25 protein-coding genes are annotated in these 20,546 nt (G+C 66.0%); 23 read left to right on the top strand and 2 right to left on the bottom strand.

What is annotated here, in order from left to right; genetic code table 11:
• The first annotated feature begins 89 nt into the window (after window positions 1-89).
• The 6 genes from WFK98_RS22070 to WFK98_RS22095 all read left to right on the top strand — a co-directional run bounded on the left by WFK98_RS22070 (window position 90) and on the right by WFK98_RS22095 (window position 2,525).
• Window positions 90-1,010: a glycosyltransferase family 8 protein gene (locus WFK98_RS22070; protein ID WP_336801786.1), complete on the top strand. Its 921-nt coding sequence runs from the start codon at window positions 90-92 to the stop codon at window positions 1,008-1,010.
• Window positions 1,011-1,085: 75 nt separating this feature from the next.
• The gene (locus WFK98_RS22075; RefSeq protein ID WP_336801787.1) at window positions 1,086-1,337 is read left to right on the top strand and encodes a type II toxin-antitoxin system RelE family toxin; all 252 of its coding nucleotides are present in this window, start codon (window positions 1,086-1,088) and stop codon (window positions 1,335-1,337) included.
• A 9-nt stretch (window positions 1,338-1,346) separates the two neighbouring features.
• Entirely contained in the window at window positions 1,347-1,718 is a 372-nt protein-coding gene (locus tag WFK98_RS22080) for a helix-turn-helix domain-containing protein (protein ID WP_336801788.1), read from the top strand.
• 38 nt (window positions 1,719-1,756) lie between these two features.
• Window positions 1,757-1,957 carry a hypothetical protein gene (locus WFK98_RS22085; RefSeq protein WP_336801789.1) on the top strand — a complete coding sequence of 67 codons (201 nt, stop codon included), beginning with the start codon at window positions 1,757-1,759 and terminating at the stop codon, window positions 1,955-1,957.
• Window positions 1,958-1,959: 2 nt separating this feature from the next.
• The gene (locus tag WFK98_RS22090; RefSeq protein ID WP_336801790.1) at window positions 1,960-2,241 is read left to right on the top strand and encodes a hypothetical protein; all 282 of its coding nucleotides are present in this window, start codon (window positions 1,960-1,962) and stop codon (window positions 2,239-2,241) included.
• Window positions 2,238-2,525, top strand: a complete 288-nt coding sequence (locus WFK98_RS22095) for a hypothetical protein (protein ID WP_336801791.1) — start codon at window positions 2,238-2,240, stop codon at window positions 2,523-2,525. The genes WFK98_RS22090 and WFK98_RS22095 overlap by 4 nt, the downstream gene beginning before the upstream one ends.
• Window positions 2,526-2,533: 8 nt before the next feature.
• On the opposite strand, the gene WFK98_RS22100 is transcribed toward WFK98_RS22095, so the two are convergent.
• Together WFK98_RS22100 and WFK98_RS22105 are read right to left on the bottom strand one after the other, a co-directional pair.
• Entirely contained in the window at window positions 2,534-3,331 is a 798-nt protein-coding gene (locus WFK98_RS22100) for a hypothetical protein (RefSeq protein ID WP_336801792.1), read from the bottom strand.
• Window positions 3,332-3,344: 13 nt separating this feature from the next.
• A complete protein-coding gene (locus WFK98_RS22105) occupies window positions 3,345-3,704 on the bottom strand; it encodes a hypothetical protein (protein WP_336801793.1) in 360 nt (119 codons plus the stop codon).
• 566 nt (window positions 3,705-4,270) lie between these two features.
• Here WFK98_RS22105 and WFK98_RS22110 point away from each other — a divergent pair.
• The 17 genes from WFK98_RS22110 to WFK98_RS22190 all read left to right on the top strand — a co-directional run bounded on the left by WFK98_RS22110 (window position 4,271) and on the right by WFK98_RS22190 (window position 20,543).
• A complete protein-coding gene (locus tag WFK98_RS22110; protein WP_336801794.1) occupies window positions 4,271-4,897 on the top strand; it encodes a hypothetical protein in 627 nt (208 codons plus the stop codon).
• Window positions 4,898-5,411: 514 nt separating this feature from the next.
• Window positions 5,412-6,107: a hypothetical protein gene (locus WFK98_RS22115; protein WP_336801795.1), complete on the top strand. Its 696-nt coding sequence runs from the start codon at window positions 5,412-5,414 to the stop codon at window positions 6,105-6,107.
• On the top strand, window positions 6,076-8,067 hold the full coding sequence (locus WFK98_RS22120) for a terminase gpA endonuclease subunit (protein ID WP_336801796.1): 1,992 nt from the start codon (window positions 6,076-6,078) through the stop codon (window positions 8,065-8,067). Before WFK98_RS22115 ends, WFK98_RS22120 begins: the two co-directional genes overlap by 32 nt.
• Before the next feature lie 37 nt (window positions 8,068-8,104).
• Window positions 8,105-8,311: a phage head-tail joining protein gene (locus tag WFK98_RS22125; RefSeq protein WP_336801797.1), complete on the top strand. Its 207-nt coding sequence runs from the start codon at window positions 8,105-8,107 to the stop codon at window positions 8,309-8,311.
• On the top strand, window positions 8,308-9,876 hold the full coding sequence (locus tag WFK98_RS22130; RefSeq protein WP_336801798.1) for a phage portal protein: 1,569 nt from the start codon (window positions 8,308-8,310) through the stop codon (window positions 9,874-9,876). Before WFK98_RS22125 ends, WFK98_RS22130 begins: the two co-directional genes overlap by 4 nt.
• Window positions 9,877-9,889: 13 nt before the next feature.
• Entirely contained in the window at window positions 9,890-11,965 is a 2,076-nt protein-coding gene (locus WFK98_RS22135) for a prohead protease/major capsid protein fusion protein (protein WP_336801799.1), read from the top strand.
• Window positions 11,966-12,031: 66 nt separating this feature from the next.
• Window positions 12,032-12,370, top strand: a complete 339-nt coding sequence (locus tag WFK98_RS22140; RefSeq protein ID WP_336801800.1) for a DUF2190 family protein — start codon at window positions 12,032-12,034, stop codon at window positions 12,368-12,370.
• Window positions 12,370-12,777, top strand: a complete 408-nt coding sequence (locus WFK98_RS22145; RefSeq protein WP_336801801.1) for a hypothetical protein — start codon at window positions 12,370-12,372, stop codon at window positions 12,775-12,777. Before WFK98_RS22140 ends, WFK98_RS22145 begins: the two co-directional genes overlap by 1 nt.
• Window positions 12,777-13,562, top strand: coding sequence for a hypothetical protein (locus tag WFK98_RS22150; RefSeq protein WP_336801802.1), 786 nt, complete (start codon window positions 12,777-12,779; stop codon window positions 13,560-13,562). The genes WFK98_RS22145 and WFK98_RS22150 overlap by 1 nt, the downstream gene beginning before the upstream one ends.
• Window positions 13,559-14,152: a phage baseplate assembly protein V gene (locus tag WFK98_RS22155; RefSeq protein WP_336801803.1), complete on the top strand. Its 594-nt coding sequence runs from the start codon at window positions 13,559-13,561 to the stop codon at window positions 14,150-14,152. The genes WFK98_RS22150 and WFK98_RS22155 overlap by 4 nt, the downstream gene beginning before the upstream one ends.
• A gap of 53 nt (window positions 14,153-14,205) precedes the next feature.
• The gene (locus WFK98_RS22160; protein WP_336801804.1) at window positions 14,206-14,511 is read left to right on the top strand and encodes an Acb2/Tad1 domain-containing protein; all 306 of its coding nucleotides are present in this window, start codon (window positions 14,206-14,208) and stop codon (window positions 14,509-14,511) included.
• 19 nt (window positions 14,512-14,530) lie between these two features.
• Window positions 14,531-14,758, top strand: a complete 228-nt coding sequence (locus WFK98_RS22165; protein WP_336801805.1) for a hypothetical protein — start codon at window positions 14,531-14,533, stop codon at window positions 14,756-14,758.
• A gap of 9 nt (window positions 14,759-14,767) precedes the next feature.
• Complete coding sequence (locus WFK98_RS22170) at window positions 14,768-15,010, top strand: hypothetical protein (protein ID WP_336801806.1); 243 nt, start codon at window positions 14,768-14,770, stop codon at window positions 15,008-15,010.
• A complete protein-coding gene (locus WFK98_RS22175) occupies window positions 14,985-15,410 on the top strand; it encodes a GPW/gp25 family protein (protein WP_336801807.1) in 426 nt (141 codons plus the stop codon). The genes WFK98_RS22170 and WFK98_RS22175 overlap by 26 nt, the downstream gene beginning before the upstream one ends.
• Window positions 15,407-16,264: a baseplate assembly protein gene (locus WFK98_RS22180; protein WP_336801808.1), complete on the top strand. Its 858-nt coding sequence runs from the start codon at window positions 15,407-15,409 to the stop codon at window positions 16,262-16,264. Before WFK98_RS22175 ends, WFK98_RS22180 begins: the two co-directional genes overlap by 4 nt.
• Window positions 16,261-17,376 carry a phage tail protein gene (locus tag WFK98_RS22185; protein WP_336801809.1) on the top strand — a complete coding sequence of 372 codons (1,116 nt, stop codon included), beginning with the start codon at window positions 16,261-16,263 and terminating at the stop codon, window positions 17,374-17,376. The genes WFK98_RS22180 and WFK98_RS22185 overlap by 4 nt, the downstream gene beginning before the upstream one ends.
• The gene (locus WFK98_RS22190; protein ID WP_336801810.1) at window positions 17,376-20,543 is read left to right on the top strand and encodes a DUF4815 domain-containing protein; all 3,168 of its coding nucleotides are present in this window, start codon (window positions 17,376-17,378) and stop codon (window positions 20,541-20,543) included. The genes WFK98_RS22185 and WFK98_RS22190 overlap by 1 nt, the downstream gene beginning before the upstream one ends.
• Window positions 20,544-20,546 lie beyond the last annotated feature (3 nt).

The following is a 20,546-nucleotide window of genomic DNA, read 5'->3' on the forward strand; positions in this document are numbered from 1 at the left end:
TCCGTCTCTGCCTTAGCCATTCGCTCTTGCCGTGCTAAATGATGCCCGCTCGGAAGTCCGAGCATGGATTGATGGCATAGACTGGTCTCATGGTAATCGTCAGCGGAAGCGACACGAAGTTCGTTCCGGGCGTGCTGATCCTCATCTATTCAGCATGGCTCAACAATCCCGACGCGCAGTTCTACGTGATCGACGCCGGCATCAGCGCCAAAGGGCGCGACCGGATTGACGCGTTCTGTAGGCGGCACGGAATTCGCTGCGGCCTCCTGAAGGCCGACCCCGCGCTTCTGGCGCGACTGCCCGTCGCTATCCACTGGTCGCAGGCGGTCTATGCTCGCCTTCTGATCCCCGAATTGCTTCCGCAGCACAGCCGCGCCATCTACATCGATAGCGACGCGGTCGTGACAACGAGCCTCTCCGAGCTTTGGGATCTCGATCTGGGCGACAACCTGGTCGCCGGCTGCCTTGATGGGATGATGGATCCGGCCTTCCTCGCCGGCGTGGGGATGCGCGCCGACGAATATGTCAACTCTGGCGTGATCGTTATGGATCTCGACCGCTGGCGAGCCGAGCGCGTGAGCGAACAGGCGATCGCCATTCTCGATGCGCGGCCGGATCTGGGCTACCCGGACCAGACTGCGCTCAACCTGGTCACGCGCGGCCGGGCGAAGTTGCTGGACCGGCGGTTCAACTTCCTCGCCCGGGAAATTACGCGCTTCGAAAAGATGACGCCGAGCATCGTCCACTATGCAGGCCCCGACAAGCCATGGGCGAACAAGCGCTGCCCGCTTTCGGAGATCTTCGAGGCATACCGCATCGCGTCTGGCGCCGACATCCCCGAGCCGCCGCGCGGATGGGAGTTCAAGACGTTCCGCCGGACGGTCATGGGGTTGCTGTCCCTTCGGCCGAAATATTGGCGACGTGTTGCATTTGGTCGCCACTATCGGGCCGCGTTCGTCGACCCGCATATCGCCATGGTGAAGTCGAAAGCCGCAGCTCTGATGCGATAGATGGCGGGGTCAAAATTAGTTCGCTTTCTGCAAATTTCTCTTGCACCAGAATTCGCTAATTGCTAATATCTGGACATGAAAACGATCACCTTCTCCCGCGAAGCGACAAAGACCCTCTCCCGGATCCCGGCGAACGTCGCCAAGCTGATCCGGGCGAAGATTGAGCAGTACGCCGCCGATCCGGCGAGCCTCGCCAACAACGTCAAGGCCCTCAAGGGCGTGGACGCCTCGCGGATGCGGGTCGGTGACTGGCGAGTGATCTTCTCGGAAACCGGCGAAGTCATCGCCATCATCAAGGTGGCCCCGCGCGGCGGGGCCTACGACTGAGGGAACGACATGAACAAGCAGATCATCACCACCCCGGGAGGGGAGCGCCTCGTCGTCATCCCTGAGGCCGAATTTGACGCCATGCGGGAGGCGATCGAGGACGCGCAGGATGCGGCCGCCGTGGTCGAGTACCGGCGCAAGCTGGCGGCCGGCGAAGAGGAGCAGATCCCCTCCGCCATCGTCGACCGCATCCTTGCCGGCGAGAACAAGGTGCGCGTCTGGCGCGACCATCGCGGCATCTCGGCGCGCGAGCTCGCCGTGAAGGCGGCGCTTAGCACCGCCTATCTATCCCAGATCGAGACCGGCGCTCGAGCCGGCACGATCGACGTCATGAAGCGGATCGCCGAGGCGCTCGGCGTGACGCTGGACGAGTTGGCCTAGCGCTTCGCGCTGCGGCCAAGCGAGGGTAGGACGACGCCATGATCCTGATCTATGACCTGATCGGCGCCCATGTCGCCGGCGAGCAGCGCGACGCCTTCGACCACATGCGTGCGCTCGGCGTGCAATGGTCCCGGCATGAGGCCCAGCCGATCGCCGACCAGATTGTTTTCTATGACTGCGCCGCCGTGCCCGCCGAGCTTCCGGGCTTCGTGCGCGCCCCCAGGTCGAGAGGGACCTGATCATGTCGCCAGCGAGCTATGCCCCATGCGCGGTCGGCCTGCATGTCTGCGGAATGTCCGAGGATGGCACCGAAGCGGTCACGGTCCTGAACATTCCGACGCGCACCGCCGCTGAGGCTCACAGGCTGTTCTATCGCGCCAAGGCCGAGTGCCAAATCGCTGGCGAGGAGCCGCGCTCGCTGGTCGTCGACCTGTGCCTCGGCGCGAACGAGCATGGCGCCGACGACTTCAGCATGTCGCGGCAAATGCTGGATCGCCTTGTGGTGCTGGCCGCGCAATCATGAGCAGCTTGATCCTCCGCCATGAGCCCGGCGCGGCCGGCAGCGAGATCTATCGAGTTTGGAGCGGCGACGAGCGCGTCGGCACCATTCGCCGTGAGGACGTTCACGCGGCGACCTACTGGCCTTGGCACATCACCGGGCTGATCGAGACGGGCGAGCGCACCATCGGCCCCAGCGGCCGCGCCAGCTCGCGCGAGGAAGCGATGGAGCAGTTCCGCTCGGCCTTCGTTCGGCTCCTCGCCGTGCCACACCACCGGCCGGGCGATTACCCCTACAGGAAGGGGTGACCGGCGCTCTATCCAACGGATGTCGCCCGTCGCTCCATTTCGTGGATTTTTGTCCAGAGGGCTGTCACGTCGGTCCGCAGCTTGGCCGAGTATGCGTCTGCCGCAGCCTCCCATTCGACGTAGCTTTCTGCGACGCCATTTAGGGCCATCGCGAGGGATCGTTGGGCCTCATTGATGACGTCTCGGCCATCTACCGGCAGGACATCCTCGTCGCTGACCTCGATAAAGAATTGCGTGACCTGGGTCTCCAAGATCAGCACATGCTGAAAGAGCGCCGTTCTAAGGTCTGCCATCTCTCCCGGCTCAGGATTTTGTCGGAGGCATGTGGACAGTTGGAGATGCATCGAGACGAGTGCTGCGCGCGCCGCCGCGAGTTGCTTCTCGCTAACGGCCTTTTTGGGGTCGATGGTGAACCGCCCGTTCCTCAAGGAGGGTACGCGAAGTGCCCAGACATCGGGCCGCAAGGCAGTGTGAGCGACAAGCTCGGCCTCCAACGGTGCGACCACTTGCCGAAGCGTGCCGGCGGCGGTTGCTGCGGCTTGCCGGCTATTCTCCCGCATGCCTCGGAAAACCGGATAAGAGACTACTACGGCGGACACGACGGCGATCGCCGAACCCACCAGCGTTTGCCATCGCTCTAACCAATCCCAGAAGCTGCAATCGACCATGCGATCTTGCAGAACTTCGGGCTTGCAGGCCTCGGGCGGGCTCTCCGTTGAAGCCATCCCCGGTAGCGTGTTCAGCATCAGGAAGGCCGTCGCTATCAGAGCCGATCGCACCGGGCCCAAGGTACGCTTCGCGAACATCGTCGGCACTCGATCACCGGGGCTGCAAATGGGCACCGGTCAGGATCGGCGTATTGGCCCCCATGAACCGCTCGATCTTGCCGGTCATGACAGCCTTGCAGGTGTCAGCGGTGGAGCATTGCGTGATCGCGAATTTGCGGCTCTCGCGGTCGGCCGACTGCAGGTCGACCATCATCATGATGGCCTGGCCCTCGGCACCGAAGCAGGCGAGCGACGAGCTGCCGCTGGCGAACAGCCGGTCGCAGTTGATCGAGACGGTTTTCCCGACGAGATCCGGGAAGTCGACGAGCGCCTCGGCGAGCGTCATCGTCTCGGCCGACGCGCTGCCGATCGTCGCGAACAGCGCAAGTGCCCCAGCAAATACCCGCTTCATTGTCGCCTCCCGCCCTCACTTCCGGGACCCTACGCAAAGCCGAGATCGATGGCCAGTGCCGATGCGCGCGTGACGTGCAGCGTGACAACGCAAGAATGGCGCGGAACCGAGCATTGCGCCGCGCCGTGACGGCTCGCGTGACGCATTCCGTGACAGGCCGTCACGCCCAAAAAGCTAGGGTTTCTGCGGTCAATCCCCATTCGGTCGCCTGCGCCGTGACAATTCCGAATGTTGGAAATTTCCAATCGGCCGGCAAAGCTGCAGAGTTCCGCCATTTCGCCAGCGTGACGTGCGTGACATTGCGTGACATGTCACGCCTGTCACGCCAAAAACCCTCTTGCGCCGTGAGACAAATCACGGCTTTCTCTCACGCGAACAGGCTAGAGATACGCGCCCAGCAGAAATGAGGGTTGCGGAGGAGGCAGCGAGCGAGGCCCCTCAAGGGCCTCAGCGAGGCCAGCCGATACCTAGTTCCGATGATACCCGCACGAGAGCTGAAGGCTTTCGGATAGCGGTTCCGGTTCAGCTTCCGAAAAGCTGAAAATCTCCACCGAAATGGCGACACCATGGAAATCGAGATCAGCCTGAAGGGCGGAGCGCTCGAAGGATGGGCGCGCGCCTTTCGCGAAATGCCGACGAAGGCGAAACGCGAGTTCGAGAACGGCCTCAGCGATGGCGGCCTCAAGCTGCGCACACAAGTCCGGCTTGCACTGCGCGCCCAGATGAGCACGCGGACAGCCGCCCCCATCAACCAGCGCACGCCTTCGAAGCTCGATCGATCTGGCCTCACGTTCACCATCTACGGCGTCGGCAAGGGCCTGCCAATCAATGCCTTCCCTGTCCGAATGAGCCGCTCGAAAAGGGCTATGGTCCGGTGGAGCCCGCGCCAGCACTGGCGGCTGCAACCGCGCGACGCCGCAGGTCGCTTCGGCAAGATCGAAGACACGCCGGACGCTGCCGTCTCGGCCATGGTCTGGGGCAGCCTGCACGCTTTCCAGCGATCCTTCGTAGGGCCTCGCGGTCCCCGCGCTATCCGAGGCGGAGAGAAGGGGCGCGTTCGCCAGCTCTACGGCCCCGCCGTCTCGAAAGAGCTCAACCGCGATCAGTCGCTCGCCGCCTTCCAACGCGGCATCGCCGAGATCATTGAGCCCTCGATCGCTCGTCGCCTCGCGGCACTGCTGCCCGGGCGTTAGTCCCTCACCAGCCAGCACTCCGGAGCGAAGCCTTGAGCTATCGACCAATGCCTCGCGTCAAGGGCTGCCCCAACTGCGGGCAGCAGCCCTCCGTCAGGCACCGCCTGTTCCATGGCATGCGCGCCGAGTGCCGATGCGGCGTCTCTGGTCCGTTCGTCGCCTTCTCGGCCGAGCCTGAGCGCGACGCCCTCGACGCATGGGCCAAGGTCGCAGGCGAACCCGACCCGCTCCCCATGCCGCCCCCAGCGCCTCGGAAGCGCTGATCCGAGGGCGCGAGCCGAAGGAATGGCGGAAAACCGACATTCCGGCCAACCCACCCCCCTCGAAGGTACTTCCAGGGGGCCTGGCGCCCGCACTGCGGCGGCAGCGTTGATTTTGAGCGTATTCCCGCTTTCGAAAATCGGGGTTTAGTTCAGATCGGAAGGGCTTTTCCCGCCGTCTTTGCGCGCGGCCCGGTTTCTGCCGCGCTGGGAGCAAGGATCGAGAGTTCATCGTCGCCAGAGGACTAGTCCCCATGCCGAAAGTCGCGGCTGCCGCTGGCAGGGCGAAGGCGCAGAGCACGCCTGACGCCATCGCCTCAAGGATCTCGCTGACAGAGGCGGCGGCGCTCGTGGATGCGCCGGAAATCGAACTGAAGCGAGCCGAGCGCTGGGGCTACATCAAGCGGGGAACCAAGGGGCAATACTCGACGCCCAGCCTGATTGCAGGGTTCTGCCGCTACCTGGCATCGGGCGAGATGACCGTGGCCGACGCGGCGCTGCTGATTGGGAATTCGGCCGTTTGGGCCAAGAAGCTGATCGACGCCGGCTATATCGCTCGCAATACGCGGGGAAACGTCATCAGGACCGATGTCGTGCAGGGGCACATCCGCTTCCTCCGCGATGAGGAGCGCCGCACCTCCCTTGTTCAGAACGAAAGCGGTCTACGAGCAGCCCGGCAACGTGAGGTCGAATTGCGGATCGCCGAGCGCGAGCGCGAGCTCGTTCCGAGGGATGAAGCCGAGGCCGCGATGGATGTCGTGGTCGGCAAGGTCAATGCGGAGATGAACGGTCTCGCCGCGCGCGTGACCCGCGACATCGAGATGCGCACCAAGATCGAGACCGAAGTTCATGCCAGCCTCCAACGCATCTCGGAAGCCCTCGAGGCCGGATCGGAAAATCTTGCTTCGGGCGGCGCTGATGCTGCGGCCGACACCGAGGACGACGCCTGACGCCTGGGCTATCGAACACCGCGTCTATCCGACCAGCTCGGGCAAGCCGGGACCGCGCGATCCCTTCCTCACACCCTACATGGTGCCGTTCGGACGCGCCGTCGCCGCGCGCACCCATCGACGGGTGGTGCTGGCGTGCAGCGCGCAGATGGGGAAGAGCGAGACCTTTCTGGACGTCATCGGTCAGCGTCTGGACCAGGCACCGGCACCGATCCTCTATGTCGGCCCTTCGAAGCAGTTTGTGACCGAGCAGTTCGAGCACCGCATCATGGGGCTGCTCGACCAGGCCGCATCGCTGTCCCGGAAGGTGGCGCGCGGCAAGCGCATGAAGCAGACGCGCAAGCTGGTCGCCGGCGTGCCGCTGCGCCTCGCCCATGCCGGCTCGTCGACTGCATTGAAGTCGGACCCGTTCGCCCTGGCGCTGACCGACGAAGCGGACGACCTGCTTGCGAACGTCAAGGGTCAGGGCGACCCGATCAGCCTCGTCGATCGCCGAGGCGACACCTATGCGGACTTCGTTCACGCGATTGTCTCGACGCCGAGCGTGGGAGCGAAGGAAGTGACGCGCGACCCGGAAAGCGGCCTCGAGTTCTGGGCCGTGCAGGAACCCGACGACATCGACAGCAAGATCTGGTCGCTGTGGCAGGAGGGCACCCGATATCATTGGGCCTGGCCTTGCCCGCATTGCGGCGAGTTCTTCATCCCGCGTTTCGAGTGCCTCGACATCCCGCGTGGCGCTGATCCGGCTCGCGCTGGCCGCGAGACGAGGATGATCTGCCCGCGCAACGGTTGTCTGATCGAGGACAACCCGAACGGCGAGAACCTCAAGGCCGAGATGAACGCACGGGGCGTCTACGTCGCGCCCGGCCAGCGCATCGAGGCCAATGGCGAGGTGATCGGCGCGGCACCGGACAGCTCGACCGTGTCGTTCTGGGTGTCCGGACTATGCTCGCCCTTCGTGACGTTCGGCCAGCGTGCCGAGGCCTATGTCACGGCGGTTCGCTCCGGCAACGAGAGTGAAGTCCAGACGGCGGTCAATGGCGGTTTCGGCGAGGTCTGGGCGCCGGCCGGCGGTGACGTTCCGGAGTGGGAGGAGATCAAGAAGCTCGCCTTGCCATACCGGCGCGGCGACGTGCCGGACGGCGTGCTGTTCCTGACCAAAGGGGTCGACGTCCAGAAAAACCGCCTCGTCTACGTCGTGCGCGGCTGGGGCGTTCGCCAGGAGAGCTGGCTGATCGATGCCGGTGAACTCTGGGGAGACACATCGCACGATGAAGTCTGGGCCGACCTCGCAACGCTCCTCGATGGGGAGTATGGGGGGATGCCAATCTCGCGGACGTTCATCGACGCCGGGTTCCGGCCTGGCAAAAAGGACGAGGTGCCGGAGCATCGCGTCTACGAGCTCTGCCGCCGGCGTCCGCGCCAGGCCTTCGCGACTAAGGGCTTTGACCACCGGGACAAGCCGCTTTCGGTGAACCGGATCGACGTCACGCCGCGCGGCAAGACGACGAAGTACGGCCTCGACCTGGTGCGTCTCGACAGTGATTTCATGAAGTCGTGGGTTCACCAGCGCCTGCGCTGGCCGGTCGATCAGCCGGGCGGCTGGCACGTCTTTGAGTTCAAGAGCGACGAAAACCCTGACGGCCTCACCGAGGATTACTGCCGGCAGATCGTTTCGGAAGCGCGCGTGCGCAAGCCGAGCGGCGGGTTCCAGTGGATCCCCAAGTCGAAGAACAACCACTATCTGGACGCGGAGGCGCTGACCTTTGCAGCGGCATACATGCTCGGCGTCCAGCGTCTCCCGGATGCGGCGCGCCGGCCGGAGGCGCGAGCCACGGAACCGGCCCGATCGCCCCCAAGCGCCGCGCCCGAACAGCCCAAGCCGTCGCCACCGCCGAAGCGGAGCGGCTGGCTCGACGGCGGCGGGCGAGGCGGACGCGGCCGGGGCTTCCTCGGATAGCGGCGGCCCGCCGCGCAACCCAAAACCATGGTGAGAGATGTCGATCGCTGATGAGATCGCGGCGATCCGCGAAGCTATTGCTTCGGGCGCCAGGAAGATCCGCACCAAGACCAACGGGGTCGAGCGCGAGGTCGAGTACCCGTCGTTCGACGACCTCAAGAAGCGGCTCGAGTACCTCGAAGGCCTCAATGCCGGCGCTGGCCGATCCCGCGTCAGCCTGGCCTCGTTCTCGAAAGGCCGATGACGATGCGCGCAACGTTCATCGACAAGGCCATCAGCTATGTCTCCCCGCGCTTTGCCGCGCGACGCGTGCTGCAGCGGGCGGCCTTCGACAAGCTGGTCGGCTCGGGCCGGCGCGGCTATGAGGGCGCGTCAAAGGGGCGCCGCACTGAAGGATGGCGGACCGCGTCGACCTCGGCGGATGCCGAGATCGAGATGGCCGGGCCCGTCCTGCGCTCGCGCATGCGAGACCTTGTGAGGAACAACCCGCATGCGGCCAAGGCAGTGTCGGTGCTTTCGACCAACATCATTGGCGACGGCATTCTGCCGCGCGCCAAGACCGGCGACGACAAGCTCGACAAGAAGGTTAACGACCTCTGGGACGAGTGGTCGAAGCGCTGCGACGCGGACGGCCAGCTCGACTTTCTGGGTCTCCAGACGCTCGCCTGCCGCGAGATGCTGGAAGGCGGCGAAGTGCTGGTGCGGCGCCGGGCCCGAAGGGTCTCGGACGGCCTGCCGGTGCCGATGCAGATCCAGATCCTCGAGGCGGACCTGCTCGACAGCAACCGCACGCTCACGGCAGTCGGTGGCGCGAACATCGTCCAGGGCGTCGAGTTCGACAAGATCGGCCGCCGGTCCAAGTACTGGCTGTTCTCGTCTCACCCCGGCGACAACCACGCCTACACGGCGGCCGGCGTGACGAGCAAGGCTTACCCGGCCGCAGACATCCTGCATGTCTACGAAAAGCAGCGCACGCAGGTGCGCGGCGTCCCGTGGGGATCGCCGGCGCTGATCACCCTTCGCGACCTCGACGAGTACGAGGATGCGGAGCTGATGCGGAAGAAGATCGAGGCGTGCCTGGTCGGCGTCGTCACCGGCGGTGACGAGGCGGACATGAGCCTCGGCATTCCGCTCGGGGAGGATCAGAAGCCCGGCATCTATGACGCCGATGGCACGCTGGTCGAGCGCTTCGAGCCGGGCATGTTCCTGCATGCGCGGGGCGGGCGGGACGTCAAGTTCAACGACCCGGCAGCCAAGAGCGGTCACGAGGCCTACAAGCGCGTCACCCTCCGGTCGGTCGCCGCCGGCTTCCGCGTTCCCTACGAACTGATCTCGGGCGACCTGGCCGAGGTCAACTATTCGAGCATCCGCGCCGGCCTGGTCGAGTTCCGGCGGCTGGTGTCGAGCGTCCAGTGGCAGCTCTTCATCCCCATGATGTGCCAGCCCGTCTGGGATTGGTTCATCGAAAGTGCCCAGACCGCCGGGCTGTTGCCGGACGGCAAGTTCCCGGTCGAGTGGAGCCCGCCTCGCTTCGTCTCGGTCGACCCGTTCAAGGATGCGATGGCGGCCCTCATGGAGGTGCGCTCGGGCCAGCGCTCGCTGCTCGACGTGATCGCCGAGACCGGCCGCAACCCGCGCGCCGTCCTGAACGAGATCGCCGAGGCGAACAAGCTGCTGGATGACCTCGGCATCAAGCTCGATAGCGACCCGAGGCACACGGACAAGTCCGGCATCCTGCAAGACCCTGCCGTCATCGCGGCGGCGCTCTCAGACGGCGGCGGGACCGCCAACTCCAAGGCCAAGGCCTGAAAGGCAAACTCTCATGCCCCAGAACACTGTGAACGTCCCGCCGCAGCGGCGGGGCGCTGAATTCCGTGCGGAAAGCTTCAATGAGGCTGACAACACGATCGAGGTCGTCTTCACCACCGGCGCGACGGTGCGCCGCTACAGCTGGTGGGACGGCGAGTATAACGAGGAGCTCGTCGTCGACACCGGATCGGTCCGCCTTGAGCGGCTGAATGCCGGCGCCCCCTTCCTCAACACCCACGGAAGCTGGGATCTGTCCGACGTCATCGGTTCGGTCGTGCCCGGCTCGGCGCGGATCGAGGGCGGCCAGGGCATTGCCCGTATCCTGCTGTCGCAGGCGCCCGGCGATGCCGACAACGTCCAGAAGATCCGCGACGGCATCATCCGCAATGTCAGCGTCGGCTACCGGCTGCACAAGGTCGAGAAGACCGAAGCCGATGACGGCACGCTGGCACACTGGCGGGTCGTCGATTGGGAGCCGTTCGAGATCTCGGCCGTGCCTGTTCCGGCCGATCCCGGCGCCCAGGTGCGCTCTGCCGATGAGCAACAGCGCGCCGAAGCCCAGCCCTGCATCGTCATCCGTGCCGATGCTCCCCCCGCCGCGCAGTCGGCACCCAAGAAGGAGACCGCGATGGCAAATCGCACCAATGCCGCTGCCGAGGAAGCACGCGGCAACGAGACCACCGTCGACACCCGCACGCCGGCACCGGCTCCCGCCTCGACTGCGGCGCCGGCTCCGTCCGCCGACGTCGATGCGCAGATCCGTCGCGCCGTTGAGGACGCCGCTCGCGCCGAGCGCACCCGTATCGATACGATCCGGACGCTGGCGGCCAAGGTCGGCCGTCCCGATTTCGCGGACGCCCATGTGCGCACCGACACGACCGTCGAAGCGTTCCGGGTGCTGCTGATCGACGAGATCGCCGACCAGCAGGAGCGCGGCGGCAATCCGACCTCTCATGCCCGCGTCGAAGCGCAGGCCGACGAGATGGAAAAGCGGGGCGCCGCGATCGAAAGCGCGCTGCTGCATCGCTCGGATCCGCGCACCTTCGAACTCTCTGCCGCCGGCCGCGACTTCCGGGGCTATACCCTGCTGGAGATCGGTCGCGAATGCCTGGAACGTGCCGGCGTGCGGACGCGCGGCCTGTCGAAGCTGGAAGTGGCGCAGCGCGCGCTTGAACTCCGCAGCGGCGGCATGATGTCGACCAGCGATTTCCCCGGCATCCTCGCCAACGTCGCAACCAAGACGCTGCGGGCCGCCTATGAGGCAGCGCCGCAGACCTTCCGCCCGCTCGTTCGGGAGACGTCGGTTTCCGACTTCAAGCAGGTCAGCCGCACGCAGCTCGGCGACGCCCCGGGCTTCGAGAAGGTCAACGAGCATGGCGAGTTCAAGCGCGGCTCGATCGGCGAGGGCGTCGAGAAGTACGCCGTCGAGACCTATGGCCGTATCGTCGCCATCACGCGGCAGGTCATCGTCAATGATGACCTCGAGGCATTCTCCCGCCTGCCGCGCCAGTTCGGCGTGCAGGCCGCGAACCTCGAAAGCGATCTCGTCTGGGCGCAGATCCTCGGCGCCTATGCGATGGGCGACGGCAAGGCGCTGTTCCATGCCGATCACGGCAATCTCGCCGGCACCAACGCGGCCATCACCGTCGATAGCATCGGCGTTGGCCGCCTCGGCATGTCGAAGCAGACCGGCATCGACGGCACGACGCTGCTCAACATCGACCCGCAGTATCTGGTCGTGCCGAAGTCGCTGCAGACCAAGGCCGAGCAGTTCGTCGGTCAGATCTGGGCCGCAAAGACCGCCGACCAGGTGCCGGAGAGCCTGCGCAGCCTGACCATCATCGCCGAGCCGCGCCTCGATGTCGGCATTCCGAAGCTCGGCATCGCCGGCTCGGCGACGGCCTGGTACCTGGCTGCGGCCATCAGCCAGATCGACCTCGTCGAGCTTGCCTATCTCGAAGGCCAGCGCGGCGTCTTCACCGAAACTCGCCAGGGCTTCGATGTCGACGGTGTCGAGATCAAGGTTCGCCTCGATGTCGGCGCCAAGGCGATCGACTGGCGCGGCTTCTTCAAGAACGCCGGCGCTTAAGGGCGCTGGCCAGCGGCGAGGCTTCGGCCTCGCCATTCCCTCCCTCCCATCTGGAGCATCTCTTCGATGAAGAACTTCGTTCAGCCGGGTGACATGCTCACCCTCACGGCCCCCTACGATGTCGCCTCCGGCGGCGGCATCCTCGTCGGCTCGATCTTCGGCATCGCCGCCTTCTCCGCGCTCAGCGGTGCGGGTGTCGAGGCCAAGACGACCGGCGTGTTCGACCTGACTGCGGAGGGTGCGGCTTCCGGCCAGGCCTTCGCAGTGGGCGATGCCGTCTATTGGGACAACACGGCCAAGCGCGCCACGAAGACGTCGGCCAGCAACACCAAGATCGGCGTCGCAACCGCTGCCAAGGCCTCGACCGACGTCGTCGCGCGCGTCCGTCTCAACGGCGCGTTCTGATGTCCTGGGCTCGACTTGACGCGCTCGCCGGCCGGGCGAGCAATCGCCTGTTCGGGGAGCTCGTTAGGGTCGAGCCGCAGGCCAACAGCAGTCGCATTGTGGTCGGGGGCGCGGATCCCGATCGGCCAGCCTTCGAGGCGCGGGCGACGCTCGACATCACCGACCACTCCGACCATGCACGCGGCGAAGGCACCCGGACGGGCTCCCGGCAGGACGTGGTGGTCCAGGAGGTGGCTCTTTTGATTGAGGCGTCTTCCATCGTCGCCCCCAACGAGATGCCGAAAATAGGCGACTACGTCGTGGCGCTCGATCGGCCCGGCGCTCCCAAGTTCAAGATCGCAACGCCCGCCGGGCAGAACGGCGGGCGCTTCCTGTTCATGCTCGTTCCAGTGGCTCCGGTGGTCTGATGGGCATCACTTCACTTGCGCTCCAATGCCTGACAGTAGCGGCGCTGCGCGGCGCAACGCTGGCCGGCGACGCGGTCCAGTTCGGGGCGATCGACGCCCTCGACGTCAACGCCGCGCTGCTGGCGAAGCCGCTGATCGCGGTTTTCCTGGGCGAGGACGATCGCACGCTTCAGGGGCGGGAACTCGTCGGCGGCGAGCACCGGGTCGAGTTGCTCATTCAGGCATTCTTGCCAGCCGAGATCGACATCACCATCGACGGGTCGCCTCTTACGATCAGCTCGCGCCAGGGCGGCGCCGATGTGATCATGAGCATCGTGCGCCGACAGATCGACGCGGCGCTCGCGGCGAGCGACAGTGACGCGGCCTCGCTCTGGCGCATCCTTGTCGCCCAGATCGAGAGCACGTCGGCGATCCCGTTTCTCTTCCAGATCAACGATCAGGTCCGGGTCGCCGCGAACGAAGCCTCCTACATGTGCCGGCTCGGGATTTTCGAGCCCTCGTTCGGCAAGGCCGTCGAGAGCGATTTCTGGCGGGCCGTGATCGGAACCATCTCCGAGGATCCGGACCTCGCTCCGCTCGCGGCGTGGATCGAAGGTGAGATCCGAGGGCCGCAGGAGCTCCCCTCTTGGCGCGTGGCGCAGGCCGATCTCGGCTTGACGCAGGAAGGCCGCGAAGCAATTGGGATCGGCCCGATCGTCCTGCCCGAGGCCCCGTCATCGGAGGCTCCCCCGATTTCCGAGGCCGTCGTCGATACAGGCGACGGCGAGACCTGGCGGCTGCCATGACGTCGCTCGGGGACCTCTTCGAGGCGCTGTTCCTCCGTCTGGCAGCGGTCGAGCGGCGCCAGGACGGGCAGATGACGCAGGGCACGGTCGAGGAGATCGACGCAAAGGCGGGGACGGTCCGGATCAAGATCGGCGAGGACAGCGACGGCAATCCGTTCCTTACACCGCCGATCCCCTATGCGCAGTTCATGGGTGCCCTCAAGGTTCACACGCCGCCCTCGAAAGGGCAGCAGATGACGGTGCTGAATGTCGCCGGCGACTTCAGCCAGGGCCTCGCCGTGCCCATGACCCAGAGCGACGCGAACAAGAGCCCCAGCGAGAAGGACGACGAGAACGTCGCCACCTATGCCGGTTTCAAGTTCACGCTCGACGGCGGCAAGATCCAGATCACCGAGGGCGGCCTGTCGGTCACGATCGGCGGCGGCAAGGTCGCGATCAAGGCCGACGTCGCAATCGACGGCAACGTCACGATCAAAGGCAACTTCGACACCGAGGGCTCGTCCTTCACCAACAACGGCAAGGACGTCGGAGCGCAGCACAAGCACTCGGGCGTTACGCCTGGCGGCTCGAATACCGGCCCGCCGGCCTAGCCATCTTCCTTCACCGATGAGATCGCCCGATTGGGCCAGAGAAAGGACGTGTCATGCGCTTTGTCGGCAGCACTTCGGACGACCGCGTCGTCAACAACACCCTGCGTCACAGCTACCGCGTGCTGTCGGACGAGGAAAAGGCGGCTATGGCCGCGATCAAGGATAAGGGTGCCGAGTTCCTCGCGCTGATCGAAAGCCTGCGGACAGCCCCTGAGCCGCTGCTGGAGGATGACGGCGCGCCGACCCTCGACGCCGAATTGCGGCCCATGGCCATAGGCACCTTCGATCGCGAGCTCAACATCGCGGTCGAGCGCATCGAGGAAGCCGTCATGTGGGCGGTCAAGCACGTTACGGCCTGACCTGAAGGGCAATCGGACAATGACCTTCGAGCAGTTTCTTCGAGACCGAGGTCACCATGCGCCCTCAACGCTGGTGATGATCAACAAAGAGGACGACTTGCTCCTCGCGTTTTTCGAAGACGATCGCCGAACCGGCGAGAGACCGTTCCAAAAGGCTCATTTCCTGGTCCTCGGCGATCAGGTGATCGAGCTCGACGCGACCGACCCCGACTGCCTCGCCAAGGCTCGGGCCAAAGCCAACCCATAGGAGGGCCGCATGGCCGAGAAGAAGCCGTACCGCGTCACGGACGCGGCCGGGCCGTATGTCGCTGGCCGAAAGGTCAAGATCGGCGCCATCATCGACCTGACGAACGCGCAGGCCGAATATGAGCTGCTGCTCGGCACGATCGCGCCGCACAGCGCCGTCCCTCCGCTGCGGACGCCGGAAGATGGCGGCGCCGTCGATCTGACCGTTCGCGCGGGGATCGGCGGAGGTGGCGGCGGCGGGCGCAAGCGCTGATGCCATGGCGTCGACCGGCATCGACCGCCGCACCGGGCGGCTACTGACCGATTGGGACCATGTGCTCCAATCGCTCGAGGTGATCCTCTCCACGCGCTTCGGCTCCCGCGTCATGCGCCGCTGGTTCGGCAGCAACGTCCCGGTCCTGCTGGGGCGCAACATGGTCCCCGCCACCTTTGTCCGCTTCTACGCCGCCGTTGGCGTCGCGCTGACGCAGGAACCGAGGGTCGACCTGATCCGGATTTCGCCCCTGTCGGTTTCGCGCGAGGGCCGCGCCGGGTTCCTCATCGAAATGCACTACCGGCCGCGAGGGCACCTCGGCGACTTCGCGGTCGAGGGCACCAAGCGGATCACCGTGTCGCGCGGCGACGGCGACCGCCTTGAGGTTTCATCGGCATGACCACCATCGACCTCTCTTCGTTTCCAGCTCCCGAGGCGATCGAGACGCTGGAGTTCGAAAAGATCCTGGCCGATCTGATGGGCGACACCCAGGAGCGTTTCGACGTTGCTGGCATTCCCTATGATGTCGGCGGCCTTGAGACCGACCCGGTCAAGGTGGTGGACGAGGCCGCTGCCTACCGCGAGCTCTTGGTGCGAGCGCGGATCAACGCCGCGTTTCTCGCGAACCTGCTGGCATTTGCCACCGGCAGCAATCTGGACCATCTCGCGGCGTTCTACGACGCGGTGCGCCTGCCGGGCGAGGACGATGAGCGCTTCCGCCTCAGGACGGTTCTCATCATCCAAGGCCGCTCGACTGGCGGCACCGAGCCGCGCTATCGCGCGGTCGCTCTCGGCGCGTCGACGCGGATTGCTGACGCGGCCGTCTATCGGGTCGGGACCTCGCCCCAGATCGAGGTCGCAGTGACAGCCACGGACAACGACGGCGTCGCGGATCCGGCGCTTCTGGCGCTCGTCGATGCGGCCGTGCAGGCGCCGGCGGTGCGCATGGTCAACGACACGATCCGCGTCGTCGCTGCCGTCAAGGCGGTGGCCAATGTCGTCGCCCGCATCTGGCTCCTTCCAGAGACCAGCGGAACGATCATGGACGCGCTGGGCGCGGCGGTGAAAGCCGATTGGGCCAAGGAGGCAGGCCTCGGTTTCGACCTGACCCGCGAGTGGCTCGTCGCGCGCCTGATGAAGACCGGCGTGCAGCGCGTCGAGATCGTCGAGCCTGGCGCCAACATCATCGTTCCGAACTCTGAGGCGCTCGCCCTCGGGACCTTTACGCTCACCCTTGCAGGACGCGATCGATGACGATGCCCGTCGACCTTCTGCCGCCGGAGGCCACCGCATTCGAGCGGGCGCTTTCCGAGGCGATCGACATCACGCCGAGGGTCGACGGTGCCATTTCGAGCCTCTACGGCATCAAGTTCACGCCGCCGCCGCCGCTGCTTCCGTTCCTGGTCTACGAGTACGGTCTCGGCGAGCTGACGCCGTATGTCCCGAACCTCTACGACCTGTTGAAGGAAGGCGTGGCCTGGACCCGCGTTCGTGGCACGCCTGCGGCCGTCGAGCGGGCGCTTGGCTGGCTCGGCTACACCGCCGCGATCGAAGAGGCAGCCGTCCGCCGGGCGCGCTGGAACCTGTTCCAGCTCGCGCTTGATCGCGTCCGCGATGATGAGGATGACCTCGATCCGATCGACGGCGTCGCCAACCTTTCGACGCCGCTCCGCTCAGTCTTCTGGCGCGGCTTTGCGGGCTATGACATCCGTCCGCTGGAATACAGCCGGAACCGCTGGTCGCAGACGCGTTGGAGTTCTTCGTCGGGCGCGCGGCTGCGTGCGGACGGTGCCAAGTGGTCATTCGGGCGGACATATCCCTTCGACCACACCATGACCGAGGCCGAGCTGAAGACGCTCGGCGTCTGGGTCGACCCGCCGGCTGAAGGCGAGGATGTTGAGCCGGCATGGCTCGACATCGAATGGCCTGACATCGCCTGGAACGAGTTCGGCAATGCGCGATCGGCGCTGATGCTGCTCAGCGTGCCGAATGGCACCGCCTGGGCCTGCTTCCGCGACGCCGGCGGCAGCGTCATCGGCTATCGCCGGGCGAAGGTGCAGCAGCGCGTCGCCGTCGACCCGACCGGCCCCTACCAGTTCGGCGGACTGCGGTTCGCAGCGGTGCCGACCGGCGCCGAGATGATGCTGGTCGAGGCCTTGACCGACTTCGGCGAGGGCTATGGCAGCACGGCTGCGAGCGTCTCGCTGATCCTCGCGGCCGAGCCTGCGGATCCTGCCCGGCCAGGCGCGCTCTGGCTCGGCCCCGGCGAGCTCGGCGCGGGCCTGCCCGAGATCGCCGTGACCCCGCTCGATATCGAATTCGGCCGCACCGTGCGCGAGCGCGTGCGCTTCCTCTTGAGGTTCTGATGACCGATTTCTCCGATCCCTCCGGCCTCCCGGCTGCCTTTGACCGGGCGCAGCACAAGCCGCTCTGGCAGCGCGTCGTCGGGCGCGAAGACTGCTTTGCCGAGGCGTCCGACCTGAACGATATTCAGACGATCGTTGAGCGGCGGCACCGCCGCGTCGGCGACCTGGTGGCCTCGGATGGCGACCGCATCGCCGATGGCGACATCGTCGTCGACGTCGCCGGCAGCTCCGTCCAGTTGGCCGCTGGTCGGGTCTATGCTCGTGGCGATGTGCGCGACGTGGCGGCTGCCGTGCTCACCGACGTGCCGATGACCGGCGACGTCGTCATCGGCATCCGCATCGTCTCGACCGTGGTGACCGCTGTCCAGGATCCGGACTTGCTCGGCCTCTATCCAGGGTCCGAGGCCGAGGGCGAAGGCGGTTCCGCTCGGATCGCCGAGACCGTTGCCTGGGGCCGTTCGGGCGATGGCGAGGCCGGCGACCTGATCGCCGTCTACCTGCTGCGCAATGGCACGGTGCTCGACCAGAGCCCGCCGCCGACGCTCTCCGGCATCGTCAAGGTGATCGCGGTCTATGACTATCAGGCGCACGGCAACTACATCGTGCAGGGCTGCCGCGTCACGGCGCTCGGCAAGAGCGGCGGCGCCCAGGTGTTCTCGATCGAAGAGGGCATCGCCAACATCTACGGCTTCAAGACGACGCGCCTGACCGCGCTGCGCTTCGCCCAGGCCGAACTCTACGATCTCGCCTCGGCCCAGAGCGAGCCGCACACCTTCGACGATGCCGGCACCGGCACGGCCAAGATCCTGCTGAACCATGCGCCGCTCTCGGCGCTGGCGGTCGCGATGATCACCAAGGAGGTGACAGAGACCAAGGTGCGCGGCACGCCGGCCAACTCGTCGGACCTGCTCGACAAGGACAATCCCCGCGCCATCATCGAGGTGAAGTCGGGCGCGACGACCTACGCCGCCGGCACCGACTACAATCTCTCCGGCGGCTCCATTTCCTGGGCGCCGGCTGGCGCCGAGCCGAGCTCGGGCCAGAGCTATACCGTCAAGTACCGCTATCTGGTGGCGGTGACGCCGACTGCTGTTTCCGACACCAGCGTCACGCTCGCGGGCGGCGTGACCGGCACCGACGTCTTCTTGACCTATGACTGGAAGCTGCCCCGCATCGATCTGCTCTGCCTCGATCAGGACGGCTTGCCCGTCTATGTGAAAGGCCTCTCGGCGCGGTCGCGTCCGGTCGAGCCGGCGCCGGCGGCGGATCTGCTGCCGCTCTGCACCGTCACCAACACCTGGATCGGCAAGCCCGAGATCGTCAACAGCGGCGTCCGCTCGGTGCCCTATTCCGAGCAGTGGCGCTACTACAACCGGCTGATCGACCTGATCGATATGGTGGCGCTGGAGAAGCTGAAGCGGACGATCGACACCAAGGATCCGGTCGCCAAGAAGGGGATGTTCGTCGACCCCTTCGTCAACGATCTGTATCGCGATGCCGGTGCGGCCCAGACGGCCGCCGTCTTCGATGGCTCCTGCCAGCTCGCGATCGACCCGACCCTCTACTCGGCCGCCCTTGCCGTGCCGGTGCTGCTGGACTGGACCGAGGAGGTGGTGATCCGGCAGGAGCTCGCGACCGACTGCGTCCTGGTCAACCCGTACCAGAACTTCAATCCGCTGCCGATCAGCTTGGCGATCACCCCGTCGACGGACTTCTGGACGGAGACGTCGACGCAGTTCCTGTCGGCCCAGACGCAGCGGTTCGGCTCCGGCAACACCAGCCGCACGACGGTCTCGACCAACGTCGTCGACCATCGCGAGGAGATGATCGAGTTCCTGCGCCAGATCCCGGTCGCCTTCACGGTGAAGGGCTTCGGCAATGGCGAGATCCTCGCCTCGCTCACCTTCGACGGCGTCGACGTCACCCCGGCGGGACCGCTCGTCGCCGGCGCCGACGGCAAGGTGTCGGGAACCTTCACGATACCGGCCAACGTGACGGCGGGGCAGAAGTCCGTCGTCGCCACCGGCGGCACCGGATCGAGCGGTTCGGCGTCCTTCGTCGGCCAGGGCAAGATCGACGTCACCGTCATGCAGCGCGTGACGACGATCCAGTTCTGGAACGTGCAGCAGGAGGTGTTCCAGCAGACGCACGGCGTCGACCCGCAGGCCCAGACGGCCACCCTCGACGAGGGCCGGCACATCGCCGGCGTCGACATCAAGTTCTGCGCGATCGGCGATCGCACCAAGGCCTGCCTGGTCGAGGTGCGCACCGTCGAGAATGGCTGGCCGACCGGCGAGGTGCTAGCCGTGGCGCAAGTCGACATGGCGACCGTGCTGGTCAATGCCTGGACGAATGTGCGCTTCGCGCTGCCGCTCTACCAGCCGGCCGGCACCGAGTTCGCCTTCGTGGTTAAGACCGACGATCCGCAGCATGCGATCGCGGCCGCGACCATGGGCTCGTTCGATGCTGGCAACCAGGCATGGGTTTCGGCTCAGCCCTATACGATCGGCGTGCGGCTCTCGTCCTCGAACGCCAGCACCTGGACGGCGCATCAGGACAGCGACCTGACGTTCCGGATCGTGGCGGCGAAGTTCAACCCGGTGACGAAGGCGGTGAACCTCGGTTCATTCGCTCTGGTCGACTGCTCCGATCTGATCGTCAGTGCAGGCGTGCTGCTGCCGACCGCCGAGACCAGCCTCTACTTCGAAGTCGAGCGCGCCTCCGGCGAGATCATCAAGCTGCTGTCGGACCAGGTCTACGAGTTCATCGAATATGTGACCGAAACCGTGAAGCTGCGGGCGATCCTGAAGGGCTCGGCCAAGGCGTCGCCGATCCTGTTCCCGGGCGTTCAGCTCCTCGCCGGCAAGCTCCGGGGAACCGGCACCTACATCTCGCGCGCCATGAAGATGGGCACGGCGGTGCGGGTGATGACCAACCTCGCCACCAAGCTGCCGGCGGGATCGACCCTCAAGGTCGAGCACGATGCCGGCGACAACAACTGGGTCGAGGCGACGTTCCTGGCGCAGTCGGTGCTCGAGGAGGGATGGATCGAGCGCGAATACAAGAAGGATCCCTATTCCGCGACCAAGGGCCGGATCCGGCTGACGCTGACCGGCTCGCCGGCGGCGCGGCCGTCGCTGGCCGATCTTCGGTCCTGGTCGGTTTGAGGT

The sequence above is a fragment of the Kaistia sp. MMO-174 genome, assembly GCF_037147815.1.
GTDB classification, from domain to species: domain Bacteria; phylum Pseudomonadota; class Alphaproteobacteria; order Rhizobiales; family Kaistiaceae; genus Kaistia; species Kaistia nematophila.